The following is a 23,734-nucleotide window of genomic DNA, read 5'->3' on the forward strand; positions in this document are numbered from 1 at the left end:
GTCTACTCCTTCTTTCTATGTCCTGCGGGATCCTCGCCGGACGCGACGTCCGTTCGACGGACGTCGGCCGCGTGGCGCATCCGGGACGGATCTCCGATGTCGGTGCGGTAATGGGCGCCGGGCAGCGAGATGCGGCTGACGGCCTCGTAGGCCGATCCTCGCGCGGACTCCAGGTTGGAGCCGATGGCCGTGACGGACAGCACACGGCCGCCGGCCGAGACGACCCGACCATCCGGCTCCCTGCGGGTACCGGCGTGCAGGATGTCGACGCCGGCCAGCGCGCCGGCGGCGGCGAGCCCGCGGATCGGGTCGCCGAGCCTGGGGGCCGCCGGATAGCCGTGCGCGGCGACGACGACGCTGATCGCCGCGCCGGAGCGCCACACCGGTGCCCGCCGGCCGGAGAGCACGTCCGTCAACGGCGTCGTGAGCAGGGCGAGGATGGCCTGCACCTCGGGGTCACCGAAGCGCACGTTGAACTCCACCACCCGCGGCCCGCGGGTGGTCAGCGCGAGCCCGGCGTAGAGCAGACCGGTGAACGGGGTGCCGCGCCGGGCCATCTCGGCCACCGTCGGCCGGATCACCGTGGTGACGATCTTCGCCGGCAGGCCATGCGAGGCCCAGGGCAGCGGGGTGTACGCGCCCATCCCCCCGGTGTTCGGGCCGGTGTCGCCGTCGCCGACCCGTTTGTGATCCTGCGCCGGCAGCATCGGGAGGACCGCGCCGGACTCGGTCACCACGGCGAACAGGGAGACCTCGGGCCCGTCGAGGTACTCCTCGAGGACAACCCGGTCGTCCGGTCCGCGCAGGCTCGCGCGGACCGCGGCGACGGCCNCGTCGCGATCCTCGGTCACCGTGACGCCCTTGCCGGCGGCGAGCCCGTCGTACTTCACCACGTACGGTGGCCCGAAGACGTCCAGGTCGGCCAGGGCGGGCTCGATCTCGGTGTGGTCGCGAGAGGCCGCCGTGGGCACCCCGGCGGCGCGCATGACCTCCTTGGCGAACGCCTTGCTGCCCTCCAGCCGGGCCGCGGCCGCGCTCGGGCCGAAGACCGCGAGACCGCGGGCGCGTATCTCGTCGGCGGCCCCGGTTACCAACGGCATCTCCGGACCGATGACGGTGAGGTCCGCGCCGACCGCCTCAGCAAGGTCGGCGACGGCGTCCGGGTCAGCGACGTCGAGCGGGCGGGGCTCGGCGAGCTCGGCGGTTNCGGCGTTTCCGGGCGCGCAGACCAGCGAGCCGACCCGGGGATCGCGGGCGAGCGCCCGGCACAGCGCGTGTTCACGGCCGCCGGAGCCGACAACAAGAATCTTCATCAGTTCACCTCGCGACGCAAGCAGCGGCCCGGTGCGCGGCGGCGAATTCCCGGTAATGCCGGCGGAGCGGGCCGCGTCGCCGCCACGGCCGTGCGCGGGGGACGCGAGGGTCGGTGGCGGCCGTCACCGGTTGTCCCTGGCGCGCGGCGCCGGGACGGAGATCCGGACCGGGCGCGGGTGCCATCGCGAACCGGCGAACCCCGTCTGGGGCATCGCGTCGTCGCAGTTCGGTCGGGTCACGGTTCCACAGTAGCGGGTGTGCTGATCATCGTGCGCGTCGTGCCCGGTCGGTGCCGGTGACTCCCGGCCGATCACCTGGGACGATCCGCGCTGAGCGACTACAGCCCGACACCCGACCGCCAGAGCAGGTGGGCCATGCCGTGCACCAGGTGCAGCGCGCAGCGGCGTGCGTCCACCTCGGCCATGCCCGCGACGATGGCGGCGGCGTCGACCGGCCAGACCCGGACCTCCCGGCCGAGCACGGTCAGCGGGGCGGGATCGTCGCGGCCTTCGAAGGCGCGCCCACCCGGTTCGACGAACAGGTGCAGCGACCGCCCCGCAGCCGGGAAGTTCTCGCAGCGCCAGTACAGCAGCGGCCACGCCTGCAGCCGTTCCCGCCGTCCCGGCCAACGCCGGCGGCGACCGGGGTCAACGGCCGCCTCACCCGCGTCCGCCCGGTCCGCCCGATCCGCCCGGTCCGCCCGATCCGCCGGGTCGGCCCGGGCCGCCGGGTCCGTGACCGCCCGTGTCGCCCGTGTCGCCCCGCCCTCGCTCAGGTCCAGCGCGGGCAGCGGCCGCCCGGCACGGTACCGCGCCGGCGCGCGGTGCGGCGCGGTGCGGGTCGCCCGCACCGTGACCGGTGGTACCAGGTGTTCGGCCGCGCAGAAGTCCAGGAAGTCACGGATCTGGGCGTCGACGTGACTGGCGACGGCCGCGGCGCGTTCGAGCCGCTGTGCCTCGGCCCGCTTCGAGCTCCGGATGGCGTGGCTGCCCCGCAGCAGCACGTCGGTCAGGGTCTGCGGCAGAGCCTCGCCGGTGGGGGAGAACCCGACCGGCCAGGCGTCGGAGTCGGTCGGGTGCAGGTAACCGCGTCTCACGGCTGGTGGCCAACGGGCCGGTTGCGGGGCTTCGGCCGGTTCCGGCAGCGACAGCGGTGTCCGCCCGGGGATGGAAGGATCGTCATCCGACGGCCGGGACCTGACAACGGCCACCGCCACCACCCCCGGACGTCATTGCTTTGCNTGACCNCCCAAGCGTCGACGGTAATGCTTCCGGGTGCAACCGGAACCGACCGGATCTCGGCCCGCGCCGGGCGGGATCAGATCAGGTCCGTTCCGGACCAGTCGTTTCAGACCAGGTCATTGATGACGAGCGTCTGGNCCCGCCNGGGACCGACGCCGACCGCCGACACCGGGGCGCCGGAGAACTCCTCCAACGCCCTGATGTAGTCCTTCGCGGCGCCGGGCAGGTCGGCGAACGACCGGACGTCGGAGATGTCCTCGTGCCAGCCGGGCAGGTCGGTGTAGATCGGCTTGGCGTGGTGGAACTCGGTCTGGGTCATGGGCATCTCGTCAACCCGTTCGTCGCCGAGGTCGTAGCCGACGCAGATGGGCACCCGGTCGAAGCCCGACAGGACGTCCAGTTTGGTGAGGAAAAGGTCGGTCAGGCCGTTGACCCGCACCGCGTAGCGGGCGATTACGGCGTCGAACCAGCCGGTGCGCCGCGCCCGGCCGGTCGTCACGCCGANCNCCCCGCCGATGCGGCGCAGCTCCTCTCCGACCTTGTCGTCCAGTTCGGTGGGGAAGGGGCCGGCGCCGACCCGGGTCGTGTAGGCCTTGATGATGCCGATCACCCGACTGATCCTCGTCGGGCCGATGCCGGCGCCGGTGGCCGCGTAGCCGGCGGTCGGGTTCGATGACGTGACGAACGGGTAGGTGCCGTGGTCGACGTCGAGGAGGGTGCCCTGGGAGCCTTCGAGCAGCACGACCTTGCCCGCGCGCAGCGCCCGGTCGAGGATCAGACCGGTGTCGGCGATGTGGGGTTGCAGGCGTTTCGCGTAGTCGGCGTACTCCTCGACCACCTCGTCGAGCTCGATCCGGCGCCGGTTGTAGACCTTGGCCAGGACCTGGTTCTTCTCCCGTAGCACCAGTTCGAGCTTCTTGTGGAAGATGCCCGGGTCGAGGAGATCCTGCACTCTGATGCCCGTACGGGCAACCTTGTCGCCGTAGGTGGGACCGATGCCGCGACCGGTGGTACCGATCCGCGCCTTGCCCAGGTAACGCTCGATGACCCGGTCCAGCGCCCGGTGATGGGGCATGATCAGATGGGCGTTCGCGCTGATCAGGAGCCGGGAGACGTCGATGCCGCGGGCGGTGAGCCCGTCCATCTCGGCCAGCAGCACGCCCGGGTCGATGACGACCCCGTTGCCGATCACGGGAACGCAGTCGGCCCGCAGCATGCCACTGGGAATCAGGTGGAGCGCGTAACTCTCCGCCCCGATGACCACGGTGTGGCCGGCGTTGTTGCCACCCTGGTACCGGACGACGTAATCGACGGCGCCGCCCAGGAGGTCGGTCGCCTTTCCTTTTCCCTCGTCGCCCCACTGGGCACCGATGAGGACAAGAGCAGGCACCGGGCGAGGTTACTAGGGATGGCGGGGTCGTGGGGCCGGCTGCGGCATCCTCGCTGGTCTCCACCACCGACGCGGCCTGATGAACTCACTGTCAGGTGAAGCCGAGCTCACTGGCAGCGACGGAATCGCTGTCGGCCAGGAACGTCCGGCAGCGGGTGGCCTCCTCGGCCTCCCCGATGGCCGCGGCCGCCCGACCGAGAGCGGCGAGCGAACGCAGGAACCCGCGGTTGGGTTCGTGTGACCAGGGGATCGGCCCGTTGCCCTTCCAGCCCGAGCGGCGCAGGGCGTCGAGGCCGCGGTGATAGCCCGTGCGGGCGTAGGCATAGGCCTCGACGGGTCGTCCGCCGGTGAGCGCGAGCTCGGCGAGCGCGGCCCAAGGCACGCTGAACGCGGGCAGCCGGGCGGCGACGGCATCCGGCGGATCACCGGCGACCAGCGCATCGGTCGCGGCCGCGTCGGAGGGCAGGAGCGTCGGCGGCGGACCGGAGAGCAGGTTGGGCTTTCCCGAGGTGGACGGCGTCGTCATGAGTGCATCCTGCCCGACGACCGGCCGCACACGTCATGGAGGTCACCCCGGACGCGCTTGCCCTGCGCGCACGGTGACCGGTCGGTCAGGCCCTGACGCTGACGTTCCACAGATTCTGGCCGACGACCCCGGGTTGACCGTCGCTCACCCGGGTGAGGTACGAGTACAGCGCGGCGATGCCCTGCGACTGCGGTCCGAACTTGCCGTCGACGGTGAGTACGAAGCCCTTCTGACGCATCCTGTCCTGCCAGACGAAGGCGTCCGGGCGAACGTCGTCGCTGAGGGACGCGTCGAGGACCGTGCCCCTGAACGAGCCGTCCCCCATCTCCCGGCGGGCCCGGTCCAGCGTCATGGGGGGTTCCACCGGGGTGATGGCCTGCTGGATGACGTCACCGGAGCCGCCCGGGACACTGGCCGGGCCGTTGTTGGTCAGGCCCATCTTGACCGAGCAGGACGGCCATGGCTGCCAGCCCCGCTGGTTGTAGAGCTTCGCGGCCGCCTCGTCCTGCGTGGCGGGCGATGCCTGGTACGGGCGGCCGGAGTACCCGAGCCCGTGCCAGGTCTGGTCGTCGAACTGGTAGGCACCGGAGAAGCCGTTGCCGGTGTTGACCGCGTAGTTGCCGCCGGACTCGCATTGGCGGAGCTTGGCGAAGTCGTCGGAGGTGGCCGCGCCCGCCGGAGCCGCGGTGACCGCGAGGCCGCTGCCGACGATGGCCGTGACCGCGCCGGTGGTGCGCAGGATGCGACCGGCGGGCGATGGGGCCTGCGGTGCTCGATGTCTGCCGCCACGACGCCCAGAGGGCATGTCAGTCCAATCCCGTCGCCTGCGGGGTGAGCTGTCGGGTGCGGGCTGGGATGGCCCGGCCGGAGGATCCGACCCCGGGTGGGAACCGCTCTCCACCATGGGCCGGGACGCACCGGCTTTACCCCAAGGACGCCGCTTGCGGCGCCCGAAATGTGGGTCCCCCACTCCTGCCCGCTGCGGTCGATGTTCGTTCCGGCCGCTCGTACGGGGGCAGGACTCGGCGTCCGTCCGGGCGGCCTCGCCGACGAGGCGAGTGAGCGGCACTCTAGCGAGAACCGCTCATGGAGCGCAAACCGGGGTGGTCCGGAGTAACCAGTGAGGATCGCGCGAATCGTGCCACTTCCATACAGGTTCCGCAGGTGGCTCGCTGGTCCTGCTGTTCCTCGTCGGCCTTGCCGAAGATCGGCTCTGCCGAAGATCGGCCCTGCCGGAGGCCGGTCAGGGTGCGGTCCTGGTGATGCTGGTGGTGGGTTGTACGGGCCGGCCCGTACGGGCCGTCAACCGGAGATCGTCCGGAGACAGGTCGGGCCAGCCCGTCGTCGAGGTGAGATCCCCTGACCGGTGTCGCCGGGGTGGGATGTCCGGTTCCCGCGGCGGTCGTCCCTCCGCCACGGGGGCGGAGCGAATGGATCAGCTGATGGAGCTGATGGGGCTGATGGGGAGGATCAGCGGAAGGTGGCCCGCCAGGTCGCCGGGCCGACGATGCCGTCGACGGCGAGTCCCTTGGCGGCCTGCAGGGCGCGGGCGACTGCGGCGGAGCGTGGTCCGTAGCGGCCGTCGATCGTGATCGGATAGCCCAGATGGTTGACGCGGGCCTGCCAGGCCCGCACGTCGTCACGTACCTGCCTGGCCAGTGCGGTCGTCAGGTTACGGGTGAATACGGGGGTGCTCATGGAGATGGGGCTGACCGTCAGCTCGCGGCGTTCCGTCGTGCGCGAGGCCTGGCCCGAGGAGCTCGACGAGCCGCCCGCGAGCTGGTCGGCGCCCATCCCGCGGCCACAGGCCGGCCACTGGCCGAAGCCGGACCGTCGGGCGAGCTTGAGCGCGGCCTCGTCCTGGACGGCCGGGGAAGCCTGGTGCGGCAGACCGCCGTAGCCGAGGCTGTGCCAAGTGCTGGCGGAGAACTGGTAAGCGCCGTAGTACGCGTTGCCGGTGTTGGTCGTGTAGTCACCGCCGGACTCGCACTGCCGCAGGCCCGTCCAGGTGGTGGCCGCATCGGCCGGCTGGCTGAGCGCGAAGGTGCCGCCCACCGCCGCCGCGAGTACTGGTGCGACCACGAGGGCCCGGGCCCGGCTGCGGGTACCGGCGCGGCATTGTCGGCCACTGATACGTGCGTCGGACATGTCTTGTGGTCCTTCCCCACGCCTGCGAGGTGAGCTGTCGGATTCGGGCTGGGAACTGCCCGGCCGTGCCAGGGATCCCTGGAGACGGAAGCCGCACCGGAAATACCTTTCCGGGTGGTCGTCGCACATGGCTTCACCCCGAGAGCATCGAATCCTTTCGATACTCGGAGATGGGTCCCCCGTTCCTGCCGCCCGGTTCGAGAAATCGTCGGCCAGGGGCAGGATTCGGCGTGCCGCCCGACGAATGCCCGACGTTGTTGCCGGGCACGGCGAAAACCATAACCACGCCGCCCGGCGAGTCGCCAAGCATTGAATAGGGTGCGTGAAAAAGAGCACACTCGGCGCGCCTGCTTGAGTAGGAACTGGCGGCCTGGTATCGCGCGTGCGCGCCCGCTCATCAACCTGGCGGTACGGCGTGCGGAGGCATTTGTGCTCGGCCGATCACCCTGTTTGCCGATGGTCGACGATGAGCGGAGAGTCCCACATCAGGCCAGATGCGTGACATGTCGACAAAGGCGTGACGGCCCTGCTACGAGATCGACGCGAGTGATCGGCCTGATACTACGCTTCGTCCATTGAAGCCTGTTTTTGTGAGAAAAACAACGGAAATCGGGCGGTAACTTGCGGCGTTGTGATTTTTGCACACGGCGGATTCAATCGGACACCGACTGTGAAAAGCGCCCGTCGGATCACCACAGTGGGCGAAGGGGTTCCCTGGGGGTGGGGCGGTAGGTGAACGGTTACCGAAGGTCCGGTGCGTGTCCGCTCATTTGGCCGAAACCTGCTGGTTGCCGGCGGGGGCGGCGTTACGCGAGGAGCGGGATGCCGCGCCCGCTAAACAGTGGTCCCCCAGCCGTCGGAGCGACCGGGGGACCGCGCGGGCCGGCATAGTACGGGAAATCGGCGGGTCGTGCATCGGACCGGGGCGGGNCGGNTGTCCGCCGCGTGCCGGNCGTTNCGTCCGCCGGNAATGATGGNGAGGGNCGGNCCGAGGGGNCCGGAGAATGTCCTCGGACGAGCGGCGGCGGTTGCTCGGTTGCCCGTTCGCGGCCGGCGGCTATCTGTCCGCTTGTCCGCCGGCCGGCGGACAAGCGGCCGGTATCCGACGAACCGATCCCGCCAGCCGGCGTGCGCTCCTGGGCCCGACTATGCCCGCCCGAGGCTGGTGCCGGCGGAACGGAGGTCCTCACACGCCTGGGCGACGCGGGCCGCCATGCTGCTCTCCGCGAGCTTTCCGTAGGTACGCGGGTCGTACGCCTTCTTCACGCCGACCTCACCGTCCACCTTGAGAACGCCGTCATAGTTTTTGAACACGTGGTCCACGATGGGGCGGGTGAATGCGTACTGGGTGTCCGTGTCCACGTTCATCTTGACCNCCCCGTAGTCGAGGGTCTCGCGGATTTCGGTGAGAGCCGNCCCGCTACCGCCGTGAAAGACGAGGTTGAACGGCTTCGCGCCGGCTGGCAGCCCGAGCTTCCTGGCGACGTACTCCTGTCCTTCGTGCAGAATCGTCGGGCGTAGCTTGACGTTTCCGGGCTTGTACACACCGTGCACGTTGCCGAAGGTGGCGGCGAGCAGGTAGCGCCCCTTCGCGCCGGTGCCGAGCACCTCGGCCGTCCGCCACATGTCCTCCGGCGTCGTGTAGAGCTTCTCGTCGATCGCGCCGACGACGCCGTCCTCCTCGCCGCCGACGACCCCGATCTCGACCTCGAGAACGATCTTCGCGGCGGCGGCGTCCGCGAGTAGTTCTTCGGCGATCTTGAGGTTCTCCTCGAGGGGGACCGCCGAGCCGTCCCACATGTGCGACTGGAAGAGCGGCTCGCGTCCCTGGGCCACCCGATTCTTCGAGATCGCGATCAAGGGGCGGATGTAGGTGTCAAGCTTGTCGGCCGGGCAGTGGTCGGTGTGCAGGGCGATGTTGACCGGATACGCCTTCGCGACGTGGTGGGCGAACTCGGCCAGTGCCTCCGCGCCGAGGACCATGTTCTTCNCCGTCGAGCCGGACAGGTACTCGGCACCGCCGGTGGACACCTGCACGATGCCGTCACTGCCGGCTTCGGTGAAGCCCCGCAGCGCGGCGTTCAGGGACTGCGACGAGGTCACGTTGATCGCGGGGTAGGCGAAGGACTGGGCCTTCGCCCGGTCGAGCATCTCGGCATATACGTCTGGCGTGGCGATGGGCATCGGTGGGGCTCCTTACGAACCTGTAGGGGCGCCGATCAGCCATGCACCCGCGGTGCAGGGCAGCCGGATCGGGCCGAAGCCCGCCGTGGACTCCTGATGGGCGAAGGGTATGACGCCTTGCCCCGTCCCGGGGTCGGATGCGGCTGACGTCGCCGGCGCGGTGCGGATCCGCGCGATGTGGTCCCCGCCGACTTGGTCGGCGGGNGCCGACCAGGGGCCGGCACACTGGTCGAGTGGACGTCGGCAGCCTGTCCGGGATGACGCTGTACGTCGTCCTCTTCGCGGTCATCTTCGTCGAGAGCGGGATCCTGATCGGGTTCTGGCTTCCGGGTGACACCATTCTCTTCGCGGCCGGGCTGATGGCGGCGGACGCGGCGTCGAACGTGTCCGTCGCGGTCCTCTCGATCGGGGTCGCGGCGGCAGCCACCGTCGGGGCGGCGGCGGGCTACTACACCGGGCATCGTCTCGGCCGGCCGTACCTGGAACGCAGGCACGCCACGGTGCTGGCCCGTACGGAGGAATTCTACCGGCGGTTCGGGCCGATCACCCTGGTCGCGGCCCGCTTCGTGCCGTGGGCGAGGACGTTCGCGCCGGTACTCGCCGGGACCGTGGCGATGTCATGGTCCCGCTTTCTGATCGCGGTCGTGCTCGGGGCGCTCGTCTGGGGGACCGGATTGATCCTTCTGGGCTATACGGCGGCCGCCATTCCTGGGCTGCGGGACGCGGCGGTGTGGATCGCGCTCGTAGTGATCGTCATCTCCGTCATCGCCGGGATCGCCGGCGAGCTGCTGCGCCGGCGATCGGGCCGGCTCCCCGACCAGGGGCCGCGGTAGTCCGCGTCGGGCGAGGAGCGCCGAGGGGGCGGGCGAGGAGCGCAGGGATGTTGTCCGTCAGTGCCCCGCGGCGCCGGATCATGCCGGGAGATCCGTGGACCGGTAGTCTCCACGACGTTACGACCAGATCACATTGGACGATCAATTCCCTTTCCTATGGCAATTTCTGGCTATGGCCGGCTAACCTTGATCGATCCAGGTACGCGGTCGGGGGTCCGACCACCGAAGGATTCGATGCTTCGACAGCACGGGCGGCACCATGCGGGACGGCGTCGCGCCGGCCCCGTCCTCTGCAGCGCGGCAGGGGCCTTGACCGCGGTTCTGACGGTCGTGCTGCTCGCGGGTGGTCATTCGGCACCGCGTGACGGTGACCGCCTGGCCGGCCGCGCCGGCACGCAGCCGGATCGGGGCGTGGTCGGGGTGGCGGCCGGGGTCCCCCCCACGTCGATCGCGGGTCGGATCGCGGATCGGGGTGCGCCGACCGGACCCGGGGCCGAGCCTCCGCCCACCGCTCGCCTGGCCGGTCCGGATCAGCTGGCCGCCGCGCGGGCGGCGGCTCTGGCCCTGGCCGCGCCGGTGACTGCTCCGTCCGCGTCGGCCCCGGCCGTCGCATCCCCCCACCCGCCGTACCTGCCGGCCTCCTGGATGAGCCTGGTCGGTCAGGTCGCGACCTCGACCAACTTCGAGCGCCGGGCGGCCGGTTGTCCTCCGTTGATCGTCGACTTGCGGTTGGCCGCCGCGGCCCAGGCACACAGCGTCGACATGGCCACGGTCGGCTATTTCGGCCACGGCAGCCCGGACGGTCGCTCGCCCTTCGACCGGATCGCCGCCGCCGGCTTCTCCTTCTCCATCGCCGCCGAGAACATCGCCGCCGGTCAGCGCACCGTGGCCGAGGTGATGCGCGGATGGATGAACAGCCCGGAGCACCGATCGAACATCCTCACCTGCTCGCTGACCCGGATCGGCGTGGGCTACGCGACGGGCGGCAGGTACGGCACCTACTGGACCCAGGACTTCGGGACGCCGTGAGGGCCGGCCCACCTGCCGGGCGCGACCGGCCCGTGGCATCCCGGGAGGTGCACCCGACCTCGATCCTCCCGACTCGCGGGGATGTCCCGGTCCTGATCAGTAGTCGATCCCGTAGGGTCGGGTCGTCGCCGACGGCAGCGAGCACGGCAGCGAGCGTGGTAAAACCCGCGGACCCAGCCGGTGGACGGGCCGGCGGGCCGCGCGGCAGCGCCGTCGGCGAGGGNGATCCTGGCAGGAGGAGCGACCTTGGTTCGGGCGGTGGTCACCGGCGCGGCCGGCTTCCTCGGCGGAGCGCTGGCCCACGCGCTGCGGCGGCGCGGTGACGACGTTGTCGCCATCGACATCCGGCGCGCGCCGGGTGTCATGCAGGCCGACGTCAGCCGTCCCGGTGAGTGGGAGAAGGCCTTTTACGGCACGGAGCTGGTGATCCATGCCGCCGCCATCGGGACCGGTGGCGTCGCGGAACTGACCCCGGTGCGTCCCGGCCGAGCCGGAGCGCCGGTACGGGTGTCCGACGCCGAGATCCGGCGGGTGACCCTCGGCGCCACGGCGGCGTTGCTCGACGCCGCGGGTCGGGCCGGGGTCGACCGCTTCGTCCATCTCTCCTGCGTGGACGTGCTTGCCCGGACGAGTGGCCCGGTCCCCGGCGGGACCGGGGACCGCAGGCCCGCGCGAGCCGTCGGCCGATCATTGGACGAGACCACGCCGATCGGACTGACCGGCGACGTCCGCGCCGACGCCATGGCCGCCGCGGAACAGGCGGTCGGGTCGGCCGCTGCGCACGGACTCGGCGCGACCGTCCTACGGATCGGGGATGCCTACGGTCCCCGGGCCGGTCGCTGGACCCTCTGGCCGGTGCTGCTGATGCGGGCCGGGCGGTTCGTCCTCGTCGACGGCGGCTGGGGTGTGCTCAGCCCCGTGCATGTCGACGACGTGGTCACGGCGGTGACCACCGTCGCCGGTGCGGACCGGTCGGCGGNCGCCGGNGAGGNGCTGCACGTGACCGGGGGGGNGNCGGNGTCTGCCGCCGACTTCTTCACCTTTTACTGTCAGATGCTCGCGATCGCGGCGCCCCGCTCCGTACCGGCCAGGGTCTTCGGAGCGGTCGACGCGATTGATCGTGTCTGTTCGTTCGCGGAGGGTTACCGAAGGCGAGGTGTGGACGATTCCGCGGCCGAGACGCCACCCCTCCCCACCCACCCGGTCCCGGCGGTCTCGACGACCTCGGTGCGGCCAGCGGGCTCGGCGGCCCCGGCGGCCCCGGCCGTTCCGGTGAACTCGGCGACGTCGCGGCGGGGACCGGGCCTGATCCGCGGNGTAGGNGCCCGTCTGGTGGCCGGAGTCGATCCCCGCGCCCGGGTGGACCTCGGTCCGCTCACCGTGCGCGCCCTGACCCGCGACGCGGGCCTCTCCATCGAGAAGATCCGGGCCCGGACGGGATGGTCGCCGGTCGTGCGGCTGCCCGAGGGCATGAACCGCACCGAGTCCTGGCTCCGGGAACGGGGTCTGCTCGGGGTNCGGGAGCCGTCCCGTCGTGGGTGAGGGCCCTACACTCACCACCTCCCGACTACTCGCACTCCCGCTCACCATTTGGAACGCGGGATACGTCGCCGAGGAGCTCGCGCCCTCGCTGGCGTTCACGGTCATCCCCCCGCGATCAGGCACGCGTGGCGCCTCCGGTGACGGATCCGGCCCCTTCGGCGGAATCGTCGGGACCGATCCTGCCGCGGGGGCGCCCGATCCCGACGATCCGGCGGGGGCGCTGCGGCGCGAACTACGCCGTCGGGCGAGCGCCGGCCACATGGTCCTGACCTGGGTGCTGCGTCGCCAGCCGGGTCGCCAGCCGGGTCGCCAGCCAGGATCGGCGGCGGTGGGCCTGCTCGCGGCGGAGACCCACGGCCGGCGGGNGGNGGTCGGGGNGTCGATCGCGCTCGGCTGCCGGCGCAGCGGCTACGCCACCGAGGCGATCCGCGCGGTCGCGGGATGGTTCGAATACCGCGGCGCTCTGGTGGAGACGCGGATCCGGCGCGGGGACAGCGTGGGGAAGCGTCTCGCGCAGGCGACCTCGTTCGTGCCAACGAGTGTGTTGGTCGCCGATTGGTGGCGGATCTGGCTGCGTCCGCCGCCAAGTTGACCATTGAGGTTTGTCACGCAACGTTATCGGGCGTCGGGCTTCGCCTGGGCCTGACGTCGCGAGTCACCGCCGACCGTTCCGGTACCGTCCGGATTCGGCCGTCATCCGGCCCGAACGGGCAAAACCCATGTCCAGCCGCCTTTCGCGGTGTGGCGGAAGGTCATTGTGACGGTACCGTTACCATGCTGTGTTGTCGGCTGGGTGACAGCTCCCGGCTCATTTTTTCGCCGTCACGAGGAGAGTGGTGAACACGCCGCGCAGACAGCCCCCTGTTCAGACTGTGATGCCCTGGGGCACCATGTAAGGCGATGTCGCGACCAATGGCCGACGGGCCGAAGCTGGGCGGGGCGTCCGTGGGGGTCCGTGGGAGGGCCGTCGCGTGCCCGGGGAGGGGAGCCCGAACGGTCCGGCGCCACCTGCGCCTGGGAGGTCAGCACCATGAGTGTGGATACCCCTCGGGGAACACCGGCCGGAGTCCGGCCGAGCGAGGTCACGTACGATCATCTGATCATTCCGCCGGACTGGCGTCGGCCGAAGGAGTCGGCGCCGGGGACGCTCAACGCTCTGTTCCCCTCCGAGGGAGGCCCCCGCGCCGAGCCTGCCGCGGCCGGCTCGACGTCGCCGATCAACCCGACAACCGGTCCGTTGACGGGTCCGTTGACGGGCCCGCTGCTGGTCGGCACCACGGCGCGTGCCTTCGCGAAACTCGACGACCTGATCCGTCTCGGTGCCGAGGACCGTGCCGTCGTCGCGGCTCGCCGCGACGAGGCGGAGCGGGCGCTGCGCGCGATCTTCCCGCCTCGTTGCGCGCTGCCGCTGGTCGGGGTCGCCACGATCGGCTCGGCGGGNCGGGNCACCATGATCCGTCCGCTCGACGAGGTGGACATCTTCGCGGTCTTCTCGGCGGCCAACAGCGCCTGGAAGCGTTTCCGCTGGGACTCCCGCGACCTGCTGCTCTGCGTGCGCAACGCCATCGGCGGAGATCGAATCCAGACGATCGGTAGCCGCGGCCAGGCGCTGCGCATCGTCTACGACGCCCCTCCGGACGTCCATCTGGTGCCGGCCTTCGATCATCCGCGTGCCGGGTACGTCATACCCGATCGGGTCGGTGGCTGGCTGCCGACCCGGCCGGAGCGGCACACGAGCTGGACGGCGGACCTCGGCCCCCGGGTGATCTCGGCGGTCCGCCTGCTCAAGGCGTGGAACCGGGTGCGCGGCAGCCACCTGCGCTCCTTCCACATCGAGGCGCTCGCCGGGCAGGTCCTCGCCGGCCGCGGGCTCAACACCCGGCAGGGGCTCGCCGAGGTCTTCCGGCATCTGGACGATGTCGGCCTCACCGTGGCCGACCCGGCCGACGTCGGCGGGGACCTGTCGTCGTATCTACGCGCCGAGGACATCGAGGCGTTGGCCGAGAGTGTCCGGCTCGCCCGGATCTACTCGGCGAAGGCGGTGGACGCGGAACAGGCCGGCGATCACGAGGAGGCCGTGAATCTGTGGGGTTCCCTCTTCGGGCCGGAGTTCCCCACGTTCGGCTGAGGGCGGGGGCTCCGTTTACCCGGCGCCCCGGCTCATCCAGCGGTCCGTACGGCGTGGCGCCGACCGATCCGGGATCGTTCGGCCTGTGCGGCGGCGAGCGAGACCGCCTCGTCGGCGTCGCGCAGGCCGGCCCGCACCGTCACCGGGCCGCCGGTGGTATCGAGGTGCATGTCGGCCAACCGTAGCAGTCTGGCCAGCGGATTCTGCACGATCCGGATGCTCTGCACCTTACCGTGGGGGATGAGATCGGTGTGCCGCCGGACGATTCCCCGGCGTACGACGAAGACCGTGTCGTCCGCTCCGCAGGACAGCCGCCGCCAGTGGAGCGGGGCGAGCCAGGCGGCCCGGCGTGGCGGCCGGGTCATCGCCACCGCCGCGACATCCACTCCGGGCAGTAGCCGGCCGATCAGGGCCAGCGCATCCGCCCGGCGAGCCACCGGTAGCAGCACGGAGGGCCCGCCGCCGGCCACGTTCATCCGGAGCGTCACCCAGCCCGACCAGCGCCACAGCGCCGGTTCGCCGATGCTGATCGCCTGGACCCGTCCCGGCGGGACCGTGGCGTGGGTGCGGTTGAGCAGNCCGCTGTTGATGCGCAGCCCGTCGGGTGACTCGGAGACGGTGTAGGGGTAGCCGGCCGCGAACCGGCGAAACGTCGTGTGCCAGAGGCTGCCGAGCATCGGAACGGCGCCGAGGGCGCCGGTGAGGGTACCGGTCAGCAGGGCGGGCGTGGCGATCGCGGCCACGCCGAACAACGCCACCCACGGCGCGGGGGACAGCGCGATCGCGGCCACCAACCGCCGTGGCGGCACCTCGGCGAGTGGGCGCTGCGGTGCCTCGCCCACGTCCGGCGCGAGTCCCGCGGCGGTGGCCAGCAGCTCGGCCCGCAGCCGCTGGGCGTGACCCACCGACAGGTACCGCAGGTCGGACCCGGAGTCGGTGTCCAGTTCGGAGCGTTCCCTACCGGCGAGATCGATCCGGAGGATGGCGAGCCCCGTGACCCGGGCGAGAAGTGGTTGAGCGATGTCCACCGACTGTAACCGATCCAGCCGGACATGGCGGGTCCGTCGGACCAANAGCCCGGNATCGAGCCGAAGATTGTCGCGTTCGACCCGGTAGCGGGTGAATCGCCAGGCGCAGTATCCGTAGGTGCCGGCGGCGGGAATCAGGAAGATCAGGGTGAGCCCGATGATGCGGGGGGTGACGTCGTCGGCGAGGTTTCTGCCGACCGTCGCCATGAACGCCACGACGATTACCCAGCCGCGCAGGAACGGGGTGAGCGGATGCAGCCGGTGAAACCCGTCCTGGCCGGGGCGTGTCGCCCGAGCCGGCGCTTCGCCGGTGGTGGACCCCCGCTCGATCGTCACAGCCCGGCCGACCGGGCTTCACCGCGTTCGGTGAGCGCGTCACGCAGCCGCGCGGCCTCGTCCGGGGCCAGGCCGGGGATGATGGCATCGCTGTCCGCGGCCGCGGTGTGCAGCTGCACCTTGGCGATGCCGAAGCGGCGCGCCAGTGGTCCGGCGGTGANGTCGACGAGCTGCATCCGGCCATACGGCACCACGATCAGGCGACGCGTCAGCACCCCGCGGCTGATCAGGAGATCGTCCTCCCGCTCGGCATAGCGCCAGGCCTGCCAGCGGAGGCCGATCGAGCGCCAGAGCCAGCCCGTCACGAGGATCGGCGCCACCGTGATCAGTATCCAGGGCCAGCCGCCGAACGCCGCCGTGATCAGCAGGGTGAGCGCCACCACCGGGACGGCTCCCACGATCAGGAGCGCCCGTCGAAGCCGCCGTAGGCCNGGTGGCAGGACCCGCCACTGCGCGGGATCCGGCAGAAGAGCGTCGTGCATTCCGCAACGATAAGTCGCACATCCGCTACGTCCGGCCCGAATCGGTCGAGGAACCGACGGCGTGCCGTCCCCACGATGGTCCTCGCCCGGTCTGCGGCGATTCGCCGGGAGGCCCGTCAGAGGGACTTGACGGTGGCGGCCTTGACCGTCAGACCCGAGCGGTCCGGCGCGGTGTTGACGAGCACCTCGTCGCCGTCCCGGATCTGCCCGCCGAGCAGTTCCTTGGCGAGCTGGTCGCCGATCGCCGTCTGGACCAGCCGCCGCAGCGGACGGGCCCCGAACACCGGGTCGTAGCCGACGTCGGAGAGCCATCCCTTGGCGGCGTCGGTGACGTTGAGGGTGATCCTCCGGTCGAGCAGCCGGGCCCGCAGCCGATCGAGCTGGAGATCGACGATGCGGGTCAGCTCGTCCCGGCCCAGCTGGTCGAAGACGAGGACGTCGTCGAGGCGGTTGAGGAACTCCGGCTTGAAGGCGTCGCGCACGGCGACCATCACCGACTCGCGGCGCACCTGCGGGCTGAGCGTGGGGTCCGCGATGAACTGCGACCCGAGGTTCGAGGTCAGGATGAGGATCGTGTTGCGGAAGTCCACCGTGCGGCCCTGGCCGTCGGTGAGCCGCCCGTCGTCGAGAACCTGCAGCAGGACGTCAAAGACGTCCGGATGGGCCTTCTCGACCTCGTCCAACAGGATGACACTGTATGGCCGGCGGCGGATCGCCTCGGTGAGCTGACCGCCGGACTCGAACCCGACGTACCCGGGTGGGGCGCCGATCAGACGGGCCACCGAGTGCTTCTCGGCATACTCGCTCATGTCGATGCGCACGATCGCCCGCTCGTCGTCGAAGAGGAAATCGGCGAGCGCCTTCGCGAGCTCGGTCTTCCCGACCCCGGTGGGCCCGAGGAAGAGGAAGGAGCCGGTCGGCCGGTCCGGGTCGGCGATCCCGGCCCTGGCCCGGCGGACCGCGTCGGAGACGGCCCGCACCGCGTCGTCCTGGCCGATGACCCGCGCGTGCAGCGCGGACTCCATACGCAGCAGCTTCGCCGTCTCGCCTTCGAGGAGGCGACCGGCCGGGATCCCGGTCCAGGCGGCGACGACCTCGGCGACGTCGTCCGGGCCGACCTCCTCGTTGAGCATCGCCCCACCGGGGGAGTCCGCGCCGGCCAGCGCGTCGGTTGCCGCCGACAGCCGCTTCTCCAACGTCGGGATGGTGCCGTACCGCAGCTCCCCGGCCTTGGCGAGGTCGAGGTCGCGCTCGGCGAGCTCCACGGCGCGCCGCGCGTTCTCCAGCTCCTCCTTGATCTTCTGAACCTCGGAGATCGAATCCTTCTCCCGGTGCCAGCGGGCCGTCAGGCTCGACAGCTCCTCACGCCGGTCGGCGAGCTCGCGCTGCAGGCGCCCCCGCCGCTCGCGGGAGGCCTCGTCGTTCTCCTTGGACAGCGCCATGTCCTCGATCTCCAGGCGGCGCACGGCGCGTTCGAGTTCGTCGATCGCCACCGGCCGGCTGTCGATCTCCATGCGGAGCCGGGACGCGGCCTCGNCGACCAGGTCGATCGCCTTGTCCGGCAGGAAGCGCGCGGTGACGTAGCGGTCGGACAGGGTGGCCGCGGCGACCAGCGCGGTGTCGGTGATGCGCACGCCGTGGTGCACCTCGTAGCGTTCCTTGAGCCCGCGCAGGATGCCGATGGTGTCCTCGACCGTCGGCTCGCCGACGAGGACCGGCTGGAAGCGACGCTCCAGCGCCGGGTCCTTCTCGATCCGGGTGCGGTACTCCTCCAGGGTGGTGGCGCCGATCATGCGCAGCTCGCCGCGGGCGAGCATCGGCTTGAGCATGTTGCCGGCGTCCATCGCTCCTTCCGCCGCACCGGCGCCGACGACGGTGTGCAGCTCGTCGATGAAGGTGANGATCTGACCCTCGGCCTCGCGGATCTCGTTGAGGACAGAGGTCAGCCGCTCCTCGAACTCGCCGCGCAGCTTGGAGCCGGCAACCATCGAACCGAGGTCGAGCGAGACGATGCGCCGGCCGCGCAGCGACTCGGGCACGTCACCCGCGACGACCCGCAGCGCGAGCCCTTCGACGATGGCCGTCTTGCCGACCCCGGGCTCGCCGATGAGGACCGGGTTGTTCTTCGTCCGCCGCGACAGCACCTGGATGACGCGGCGGATCTCGGCGTCGCGGCCGATCACCGGGTCCAGCTTGCCCTGCTGCGCACGCTCGGTGAGGTCGATGGAGTANTTCTCCAACGCGCGGTAGGAGCCCTCCGGGTCCCGGCTGGTCACCCGCCGGGCGCCGCCGCGCACCTTCTCGAAGGCGCCGCGCAGCGCGTCGGGCGTGGCGCCGGCGGAGGTGAGGATCCGCCCGGCCTCGCCCCCCTCCTCGGCGAGTGCCACGACCAGATGCTCGACCGAAGTGTATTCGTCACCCAGCTGACCGGCCTGCCGCTCGGCGTTGTTCAGCACCGCGATGAGCTGGCGGGACAGCTGCGGCGGGGACACGCTCAGGCCCGTCGCGCGGGGCAGCCGCGTCACCGCGGCCTCGGCTCGGGAGCGCACCGTGTCGACCGAGGTGCCCGCGGACGCCAGCAGTGCCGCGCCGACCCCGTCGGACGCTTCGAGCAGGGCGTTGAGCAGGTGGAGGGGGTCGACGAGGGGTGACCCGTCGGCGGTGGCTCGACTGATCGCTGCGGAGAGTGCCTCCTGCGACCGGGCGGTGAGGCGTTCAGCGTTCATGGCGGATCCCAGATGGTCGGATGGCGTGCACCGTCGCTTTTTCAACGCTCAGCATACCTGAGTCGTTCCCACTCAACCCTGCGGGCGCGCCGCGATGAACCTCCCGCATCCGTTCGCCGGCTCCGCCCCGNCCGGTCAGCGGCGGGGCAGCGGCCGCCAGACCACGAGCGCGCCGCGATCCACCGGGACGAGGNCACGCCGGNGACTGGCATGCGCCTCGGCCACCGCGCGGTCCGCGTCGGCGCGGGACCGGGCGAGCTCCTCGGTGAGCTGACGCACCTGCGCCTGCAGCGCCATCACCTGGGCGCTCAACCGGAGGATCTGCTTGACCCCCTCCAGGTTGACGCCTTCCTCCTGGGACAGTCGCTGCACCTCGCGCAGCAACGCCACATCCCGGGCGGAGTAACGACGCCCCCGCCCGGCCGTGCGCCCAGGCGTGACCAGCCCGAGCCGGTCGTAGGACCGCAGGGTCTGGGGATGCATCCCGGCGAGCTGCGCGGCGATCGAGATGACGTAGACCGGTGCGTCCTCGTCGTGGGCCGGACCCGGCAGCGGGCCGGCGGGGTAGTAGCCCTCCGGTCGAACCTCGGTGTCCGGCCGAACCTCGGTGGGGGACGCCGCCGGCCCCCGCTGGAGCTGCCGTTCCCCTGTTCGCCCTGCCCCCATTGTTCGCCCTGTTCCCGTCGCTCGCCCACGCCGGGCGGGCGGCGGGTCGGATGTGCGGTTCGGCCGCCCGGTCATCCGCCTGCCTCCATCCGTTCCATCAACGGCGCCCGTGGGTCCTCGGGATGGGCCTGGGCGAACTCCAGCAACGCCGTACGTGCCCGTGGCGAGAGATCACTCGGCTTCGGTACCGTCACCTCGAGGGTGACGATGAGGNCCCCGTNCCCGCCTCCGGCTGTGGGGACNCCCCGCCCGCGGGCCCGCAGGCGTCGACCGCTGGAGGTCCCCGCCGGCACCTTCATCGTGAGCGGAGCACCGTCCAGGGTCGGCACCCGTATCGATGCGCCGAGCGCGGCCTCGGTGATCGTCACGGGGAGAGTAATCGCCAGGTTGCTCCCCTCCCGCTCGAACACCGGATGGCGCAGCACGTGCACCGTCACCTCGAGGTCGCCGGCCGGTCCGCCCCGTTCGCCGGGTATACCACGCCCCCGGACCCGCAGCCGCTGTCCGTCGCTCACCCCGGCTGGGATGCGGATGCGCTGCTCACGCTCACGCCGGCCGGTGCCCCGGCAGTCCGGGCAGGGATGGTCGATCAGGGTGCCCTTGCCCAGGCAGTCGCGGCAGGGCTCGGAGAGCGCGAAGCCACCCTGGGAGCGGGAGACCACACCTAGCCCACGGCAGGTCGGGCAGGTGCGCGGCGTCGTGCCGGGACGCGCCCCGCTGCCGGTGCAGGTGGTACAGGTCGCGGCCCCGGGAAGCCGGACCGACGCCTCCAGGCCGGTCAGCGACTTCTCGAAGGGGATCGTGACCTCGGCCTCGATGTCGGCACCCCGACGCGGACCGCGTCCGGGTGACGACCGCTGGAACAGGTTGTCGAAGATGCCGCCGAGGCCGCCGTTCGCCCCCCCGAGAAGGTCGTCGAGGTTGAGGTTCGGCCCGCTGCCGTAGCCCGTGCCGGGCGCGCCGAACCCGCCGTAACCCCCGGCTCGGCCAGGCCCGCCGAAGCCGCCGCCGGGACGACCGCCGGCCGCGAACAGCGCGCGGGCCTCGTCGTACTCCCGTCGACGGCCCTCGTCCGAGAGAACGTCGTAGGCCTCGGAGACCTCCTTGAAGCGCGCCTCGGCCTTGGCGTCCCCCGGGTTCTTGTCGGGGTGCAGCTCACGGGCCAGCCCGCGGTACGCCTTCTTGATGTCGGTCGCCGAGGCGTCCTTTGGAACGCCGAGAGCGGCGTAATAGTCCTTCTCGACCATGTCGCGAACACTCACGGCGCCCCTCCTTCCCTCATGATGTCGTCCGCGCGAGGCGGTGGCCCGCCGTGTCCGTCAGACCCCGGCTCGCGGACGGCCGGACGGACCTGGCTCCCNTTTTCAGCCGGCGCTGACAGTGGGCCCGCCGTTGTCCGGGCCGGGCACACTGCCCGTGTCATCGGGGACCGATGTCGGCCGATCCGGCGGTCCGCCTGCCTGGCCCGGGCCGCTCCCCGGCACCTCGCCGGCCCCGGCGACGACCTCCGCCTCGACCGGCTGATCGACGATCTCGTCCACCTCGCCCGACGGTTCCGCGACCGACACCTGCGCGGGCCGCAACACCTTGCCCGCGTGCAGGTAACCCGCCCGGAAGACGTCCACGCAGGTCGGCCCGCTCACGTCCGACCGGTAGGAGTGCATCAGGGCCTCGTGGACCGACGGGTCGAACTCGTCGCCCTTCGCCCCGTAGCGCTCCAGCCCGGTCGCCTCCAGGGCCGCCTCCAGGGCCTCCGCGATCGCCTTGAACGGGCCTTCCAGATCGCCGTGGTCACGAGCCCGGCCGATGTCGTCGAGGGTCGACAGCAGACTCGCCAGCAGTTTCGCCGTCGCCTGCTCGCCGATCTGCTGACGGTCTCGCTCGACCCGCCGACGGTAGTTGTCGAACTCGGCCTTCAGGCGCTGCAGGTCCGCGGTCCGCTCGGTGACCTGCTGGCGCAGCGACGCCACGAGCTCACCGTCACCCTCACCCGCCGGGACTCCGGCGGGTGGAACCTCCGTGGCCGTCGGGCCGGGAGGCGCGGCCGCCTCCGGCCGGACCTCGCCGCTCTCCGGATCGATCCGGCGCCGGTCCCGCACCACCACCGGGGGCTCTTCGGCCTCGTCCCGGCCGTCGGGCCGAGACGAACCCCACCAGTCCGCGGCCTGGCCTGAGGTCACTTCTTGTCCTCCTCATCCACGATCTCCGCGTCGACCACGTCGTCGTCGGCTGCTCCGGCGCCGCCGGAGGCACCCGCGCCCTCCTGGGCGGCCTGCGCGTACATGGCCTGGCCCATCGCCTGGCTCGCCGCGGCCAGCGCGTCGGCCGCCTCGCGGATCGCCGCCGTGTCGGTGCCGGCGACGGCGCCCCGCAGCGTGCCGAGCTTCTCCTCCACGTCGCTCTTCACCGCGGCGTCGATCTTTTCGCCGTTCTCGGCGAGGAACCGCTCGGTCGAGTAGACGAGCGTCTCGGCCTTGTTGCGGGTCTCGGCCTCCTCCCGGCGCCTGCGGTCCTCCTCGGCGTACTGCTCGGCGTCGCGGACCATGCGGTCGATGTNGTCCTTCGGCAGCGCCGAGCCGCCGGTGATGGTCATCGACTGCTCCTTGCCGGTGCCCAGGTCCTTCGCGGACACGTGCACGATGCCGTTCGCGTCGATGTCGAAGGTGACCTCGATCTGGGGCATGCCCCGCGGGGCGGGCGGCAGGCCGGTCAGCTCGAACATGCCGAGCTTCTTGTTGTAGGCGGCCATCTCGCGCTCGCCCTGGAAGACCTGGATCTGCACGGAGGGCTGGCTGTCCTCGGCGGTGGTGAAGATCTCCGAGCGCTTGGTGGGGATCGTGGTGTTGCGCTCGATGAGCTTGGTCATGATCCCCCCCTTCGTCTCGATGCCGAGCGAGAGCGGGGTGACGTCGAGGAGCAGGACGTCCTTGACTTCGCCCTTGAGCACGCCGGCCTGCAGCGAGGCGCCGACGGCGACGACCTCGTCCGGGTTGACGCCCTTGTTCGGCTCCTTGCCCCCGGTCAGCTCGCGGACCAGCTCGACGACGGCGGGCATCCGGGTGGANCCACCGACGAGGACGACGTGGTCAATGTCGCTGACCTTGATCCCCGCGTCCTTCACCGCCTGCTGGAAGGGGTGCCTGCAGCGGTCGATGAGGTCGGAGGTCATCCGCTGGAACTCGGCGCGCGACAGCGAGACGTCGAGGTGCAGGGGACCCTCGGCCGACGCGGTGATGTAGGGCAGGTTGATCGCGGTCTGGGTGGACTGCGAAAGCTCGATCTTCGCCTTCTCGGCGGCCTCCCGCAGCCGCTGCAGGGCCATCTTGTCCTTGCCGAGGTCGACCCCGTGCTGGCCGTTGAAGGTCTTGATCAGGTGGTCGGTGATGCGCTGATCCCAGTCGTCACCACCGAGGTGGGTGTCACCGGAGGTGGACTTCACCTCGACGACACCGTCGCCGATCTCCAGCAGGGAGACGTCGAAGGTGCCGCCACCGAGGTCGAAGACCAGGATGGTCTGCTCCTTCTCGCCCTTGTCCAACCCGTAGGCGAGGGCCGCGGCGGTCGGCTCGTTGACAATCCGCAGGACGTTGAGCCCGGCGATCGTGCCCGCCTCGGTGGTGGCCTGACGCTGGGCGTCGTCGAAGTACGCCGGGACGGTGATGACCGCGTCCGTAACCGTCTCACCGAGGTAGGACTCGGCGTCCCGCTTCAGCTTCTGCAGGATGAACGCGCTGATCTCCTGGGGCGTGAGATCCTTCGCGTCGACCTTCATCTTCCAGTCGGTGCCCATGTGGCGTTTGACCGACCGGATGGTGCGCTCGACGTTCGTCACCGCCTGACGCTTGGCGACCTCGCCGACCAGGACCTCGCCGTTCTTCGCGAAAGCCACGACCGACGGGGTCGTCCGGGAGCCCTCGGCGTTGGCGATCACCGTGGGTTCGCCGCCCTCGAGCACGCTCACGACGGAGTTCGTGGTGCCGAGGTCGATACCGACCGCTCGTGCCATGTCTGTGTGCCTTTCGATCATGTCGGTGGCGCCGATCAGACGGGCGCACCGACCTCGTGGGGATGGAACCTGTCGGTGAACCGAGGCTTGAGGATCACTCCGGGAAGCCTCGGTTCCGCCAACGTTAAGTCAGGTCGGTGTATTGAGTCGCTCTG

General features: G+C 71.2%; 19 protein-coding genes and 2 riboswitches. Of the genes, 5 read left to right on the forward strand and 14 right to left on the reverse strand.

What is annotated here, in order from left to right; genetic code table 11:
• Nucleotides 1-2: 2 nt before the first annotated feature.
• The 7 genes from purD to fbaA form a co-directional block, all read right to left on the reverse strand.
• Entirely contained in the window at nt 3-1,313 is a 1,311-nt protein-coding gene (gene purD / locus CED_RS03570; protein ID WP_035908619.1) for a phosphoribosylamine--glycine ligase, read from the reverse strand.
• Nucleotides 1,314-1,651: 338 nt separating this feature from the next.
• Nucleotides 1,652-2,464, reverse strand: coding sequence for a hypothetical protein (locus tag CED_RS03580; RefSeq protein WP_369807778.1), 813 nt, complete (start codon nt 2,462-2,464; stop codon nt 1,652-1,654).
• 197 nt (nt 2,465-2,661) lie between these two features.
• On the reverse strand, nt 2,662-3,945 hold the full coding sequence (locus tag CED_RS03585) for an adenylosuccinate synthase (RefSeq protein ID WP_035908620.1): 1,284 nt from the start codon (nt 3,943-3,945) through the stop codon (nt 2,662-2,664).
• 91 nt (nt 3,946-4,036) lie between these two features.
• Nucleotides 4,037-4,471, reverse strand: a complete 435-nt coding sequence (locus CED_RS03590; protein WP_023840671.1) for a DUF3151 domain-containing protein — start codon at nt 4,469-4,471, stop codon at nt 4,037-4,039.
• Nucleotides 4,472-4,556: 85 nt separating this feature from the next.
• The gene (locus CED_RS03595; RefSeq protein WP_011438720.1) at nt 4,557-5,276 is read right to left on the reverse strand and encodes a transglycosylase family protein; all 720 of its coding nucleotides are present in this window, start codon (nt 5,274-5,276) and stop codon (nt 4,557-4,559) included.
• Nucleotides 5,277-5,278: 2 nt separating this feature from the next.
• A riboswitch (cyclic di-AMP (ydaO/yuaA leader) is annotated at nt 5,279-5,468 on the reverse strand.
• Between the two features lie 473 nt (nt 5,469-5,941).
• Nucleotides 5,942-6,619, reverse strand: a complete 678-nt coding sequence (locus CED_RS03600; RefSeq protein ID WP_011438719.1) for a transglycosylase family protein — start codon at nt 6,617-6,619, stop codon at nt 5,942-5,944.
• 6 nt (nt 6,620-6,625) lie between these two features.
• A riboswitch (cyclic di-AMP (ydaO/yuaA leader) is annotated at nt 6,626-6,860 on the reverse strand.
• A gap of 905 nt (nt 6,861-7,765) precedes the next feature.
• Nucleotides 7,766-8,803, reverse strand: coding sequence for a class II fructose-bisphosphate aldolase (gene fbaA / locus CED_RS03605; RefSeq protein WP_035908621.1), 1,038 nt, complete (start codon nt 8,801-8,803; stop codon nt 7,766-7,768).
• Nucleotides 8,804-9,036: 233 nt separating this feature from the next.
• On the opposite strand from fbaA, the gene CED_RS03610 reads away from it, so the two are divergent.
• The 5 genes from CED_RS03610 to CED_RS03630 all read left to right on the forward strand — a co-directional run bounded on the left by CED_RS03610 (nt 9,037) and on the right by CED_RS03630 (nt 14,335).
• Nucleotides 9,037-9,636: a DedA family protein gene (locus CED_RS03610; RefSeq protein WP_023840672.1), complete on the forward strand. Its 600-nt coding sequence runs from the start codon at nt 9,037-9,039 to the stop codon at nt 9,634-9,636.
• 309 nt (nt 9,637-9,945) lie between these two features.
• Nucleotides 9,946-10,665 carry a CAP domain-containing protein gene (locus CED_RS21310; RefSeq protein WP_049761024.1) on the forward strand — a complete coding sequence of 240 codons (720 nt, stop codon included), beginning with the start codon at nt 9,946-9,948 and terminating at the stop codon, nt 10,663-10,665.
• A gap of 246 nt (nt 10,666-10,911) precedes the next feature.
• The gene (locus tag CED_RS03620; RefSeq protein WP_035908622.1) at nt 10,912-12,207 is read left to right on the forward strand and encodes an NAD(P)-dependent oxidoreductase; all 1,296 of its coding nucleotides are present in this window, start codon (nt 10,912-10,914) and stop codon (nt 12,205-12,207) included.
• Entirely contained in the window at nt 12,200-12,799 is a 600-nt protein-coding gene (locus tag CED_RS03625; RefSeq protein ID WP_035908623.1) for a hypothetical protein, read from the forward strand. Before CED_RS03620 ends, CED_RS03625 begins: the two co-directional genes overlap by 8 nt.
• 438 nt (nt 12,800-13,237) lie before the next feature.
• Nucleotides 13,238-14,335 (forward strand): nucleotidyltransferase, encoded by a 1,098-nt coding sequence (locus CED_RS03630; RefSeq protein ID WP_035729153.1) that lies wholly within the window; start codon nt 13,238-13,240, stop codon nt 14,333-14,335.
• Between the two features lie 32 nt (nt 14,336-14,367).
• Here CED_RS03630 and CED_RS03635 read toward each other — a convergent pair whose 3' ends face one another.
• The 7 genes from CED_RS03635 to dnaK form a co-directional block, all read right to left on the reverse strand.
• Nucleotides 14,368-15,699 (reverse strand): PH domain-containing protein, encoded by a 1,332-nt coding sequence (locus CED_RS03635; RefSeq protein ID WP_152569689.1) that lies wholly within the window; start codon nt 15,697-15,699, stop codon nt 14,368-14,370.
• Nucleotides 15,696-16,181: a PH domain-containing protein gene (locus CED_RS03640; RefSeq protein ID WP_035908624.1), complete on the reverse strand. Its 486-nt coding sequence runs from the start codon at nt 16,179-16,181 to the stop codon at nt 15,696-15,698. Before CED_RS03640 ends, CED_RS03635 begins: the two co-directional genes overlap by 4 nt.
• A gap of 116 nt (nt 16,182-16,297) precedes the next feature.
• Nucleotides 16,298-18,907 (reverse strand): ATP-dependent chaperone ClpB, encoded by a 2,610-nt coding sequence (gene clpB, locus CED_RS03645; RefSeq protein ID WP_035908625.1) that lies wholly within the window; start codon nt 18,905-18,907, stop codon nt 16,298-16,300.
• Between the two features lie 135 nt (nt 18,908-19,042).
• Nucleotides 19,043-19,648, reverse strand: a complete 606-nt coding sequence (locus CED_RS03650; RefSeq protein WP_035908626.1) for a heat shock protein transcriptional repressor HspR — start codon at nt 19,646-19,648, stop codon at nt 19,043-19,045.
• A complete protein-coding gene (dnaJ, locus tag CED_RS03655; RefSeq protein ID WP_035908627.1) occupies nt 19,645-20,835 on the reverse strand; it encodes a molecular chaperone DnaJ in 1,191 nt (396 codons plus the stop codon). Before dnaJ ends, CED_RS03650 begins: the two co-directional genes overlap by 4 nt.
• 102 nt (nt 20,836-20,937) lie before the next feature.
• Complete coding sequence (gene grpE, locus CED_RS03660; RefSeq protein ID WP_011438707.1) at nt 20,938-21,753, reverse strand: nucleotide exchange factor GrpE; 816 nt, start codon at nt 21,751-21,753, stop codon at nt 20,938-20,940.
• Nucleotides 21,750-23,579, reverse strand: coding sequence for a molecular chaperone DnaK (gene dnaK, locus CED_RS03665; RefSeq protein ID WP_035908628.1), 1,830 nt, complete (start codon nt 23,577-23,579; stop codon nt 21,750-21,752). Before dnaK ends, grpE begins: the two co-directional genes overlap by 4 nt.
• Between the last annotated feature and the right edge of the window lie 155 nt (nt 23,580-23,734).

Origin of the sequence: Frankia sp. CeD (assembly GCF_000732115.1) — a bacterium.
GTDB lineage: Bacteria > Actinomycetota > Actinomycetes > Frankiales > Frankiaceae > Frankia > Frankia casuarinae.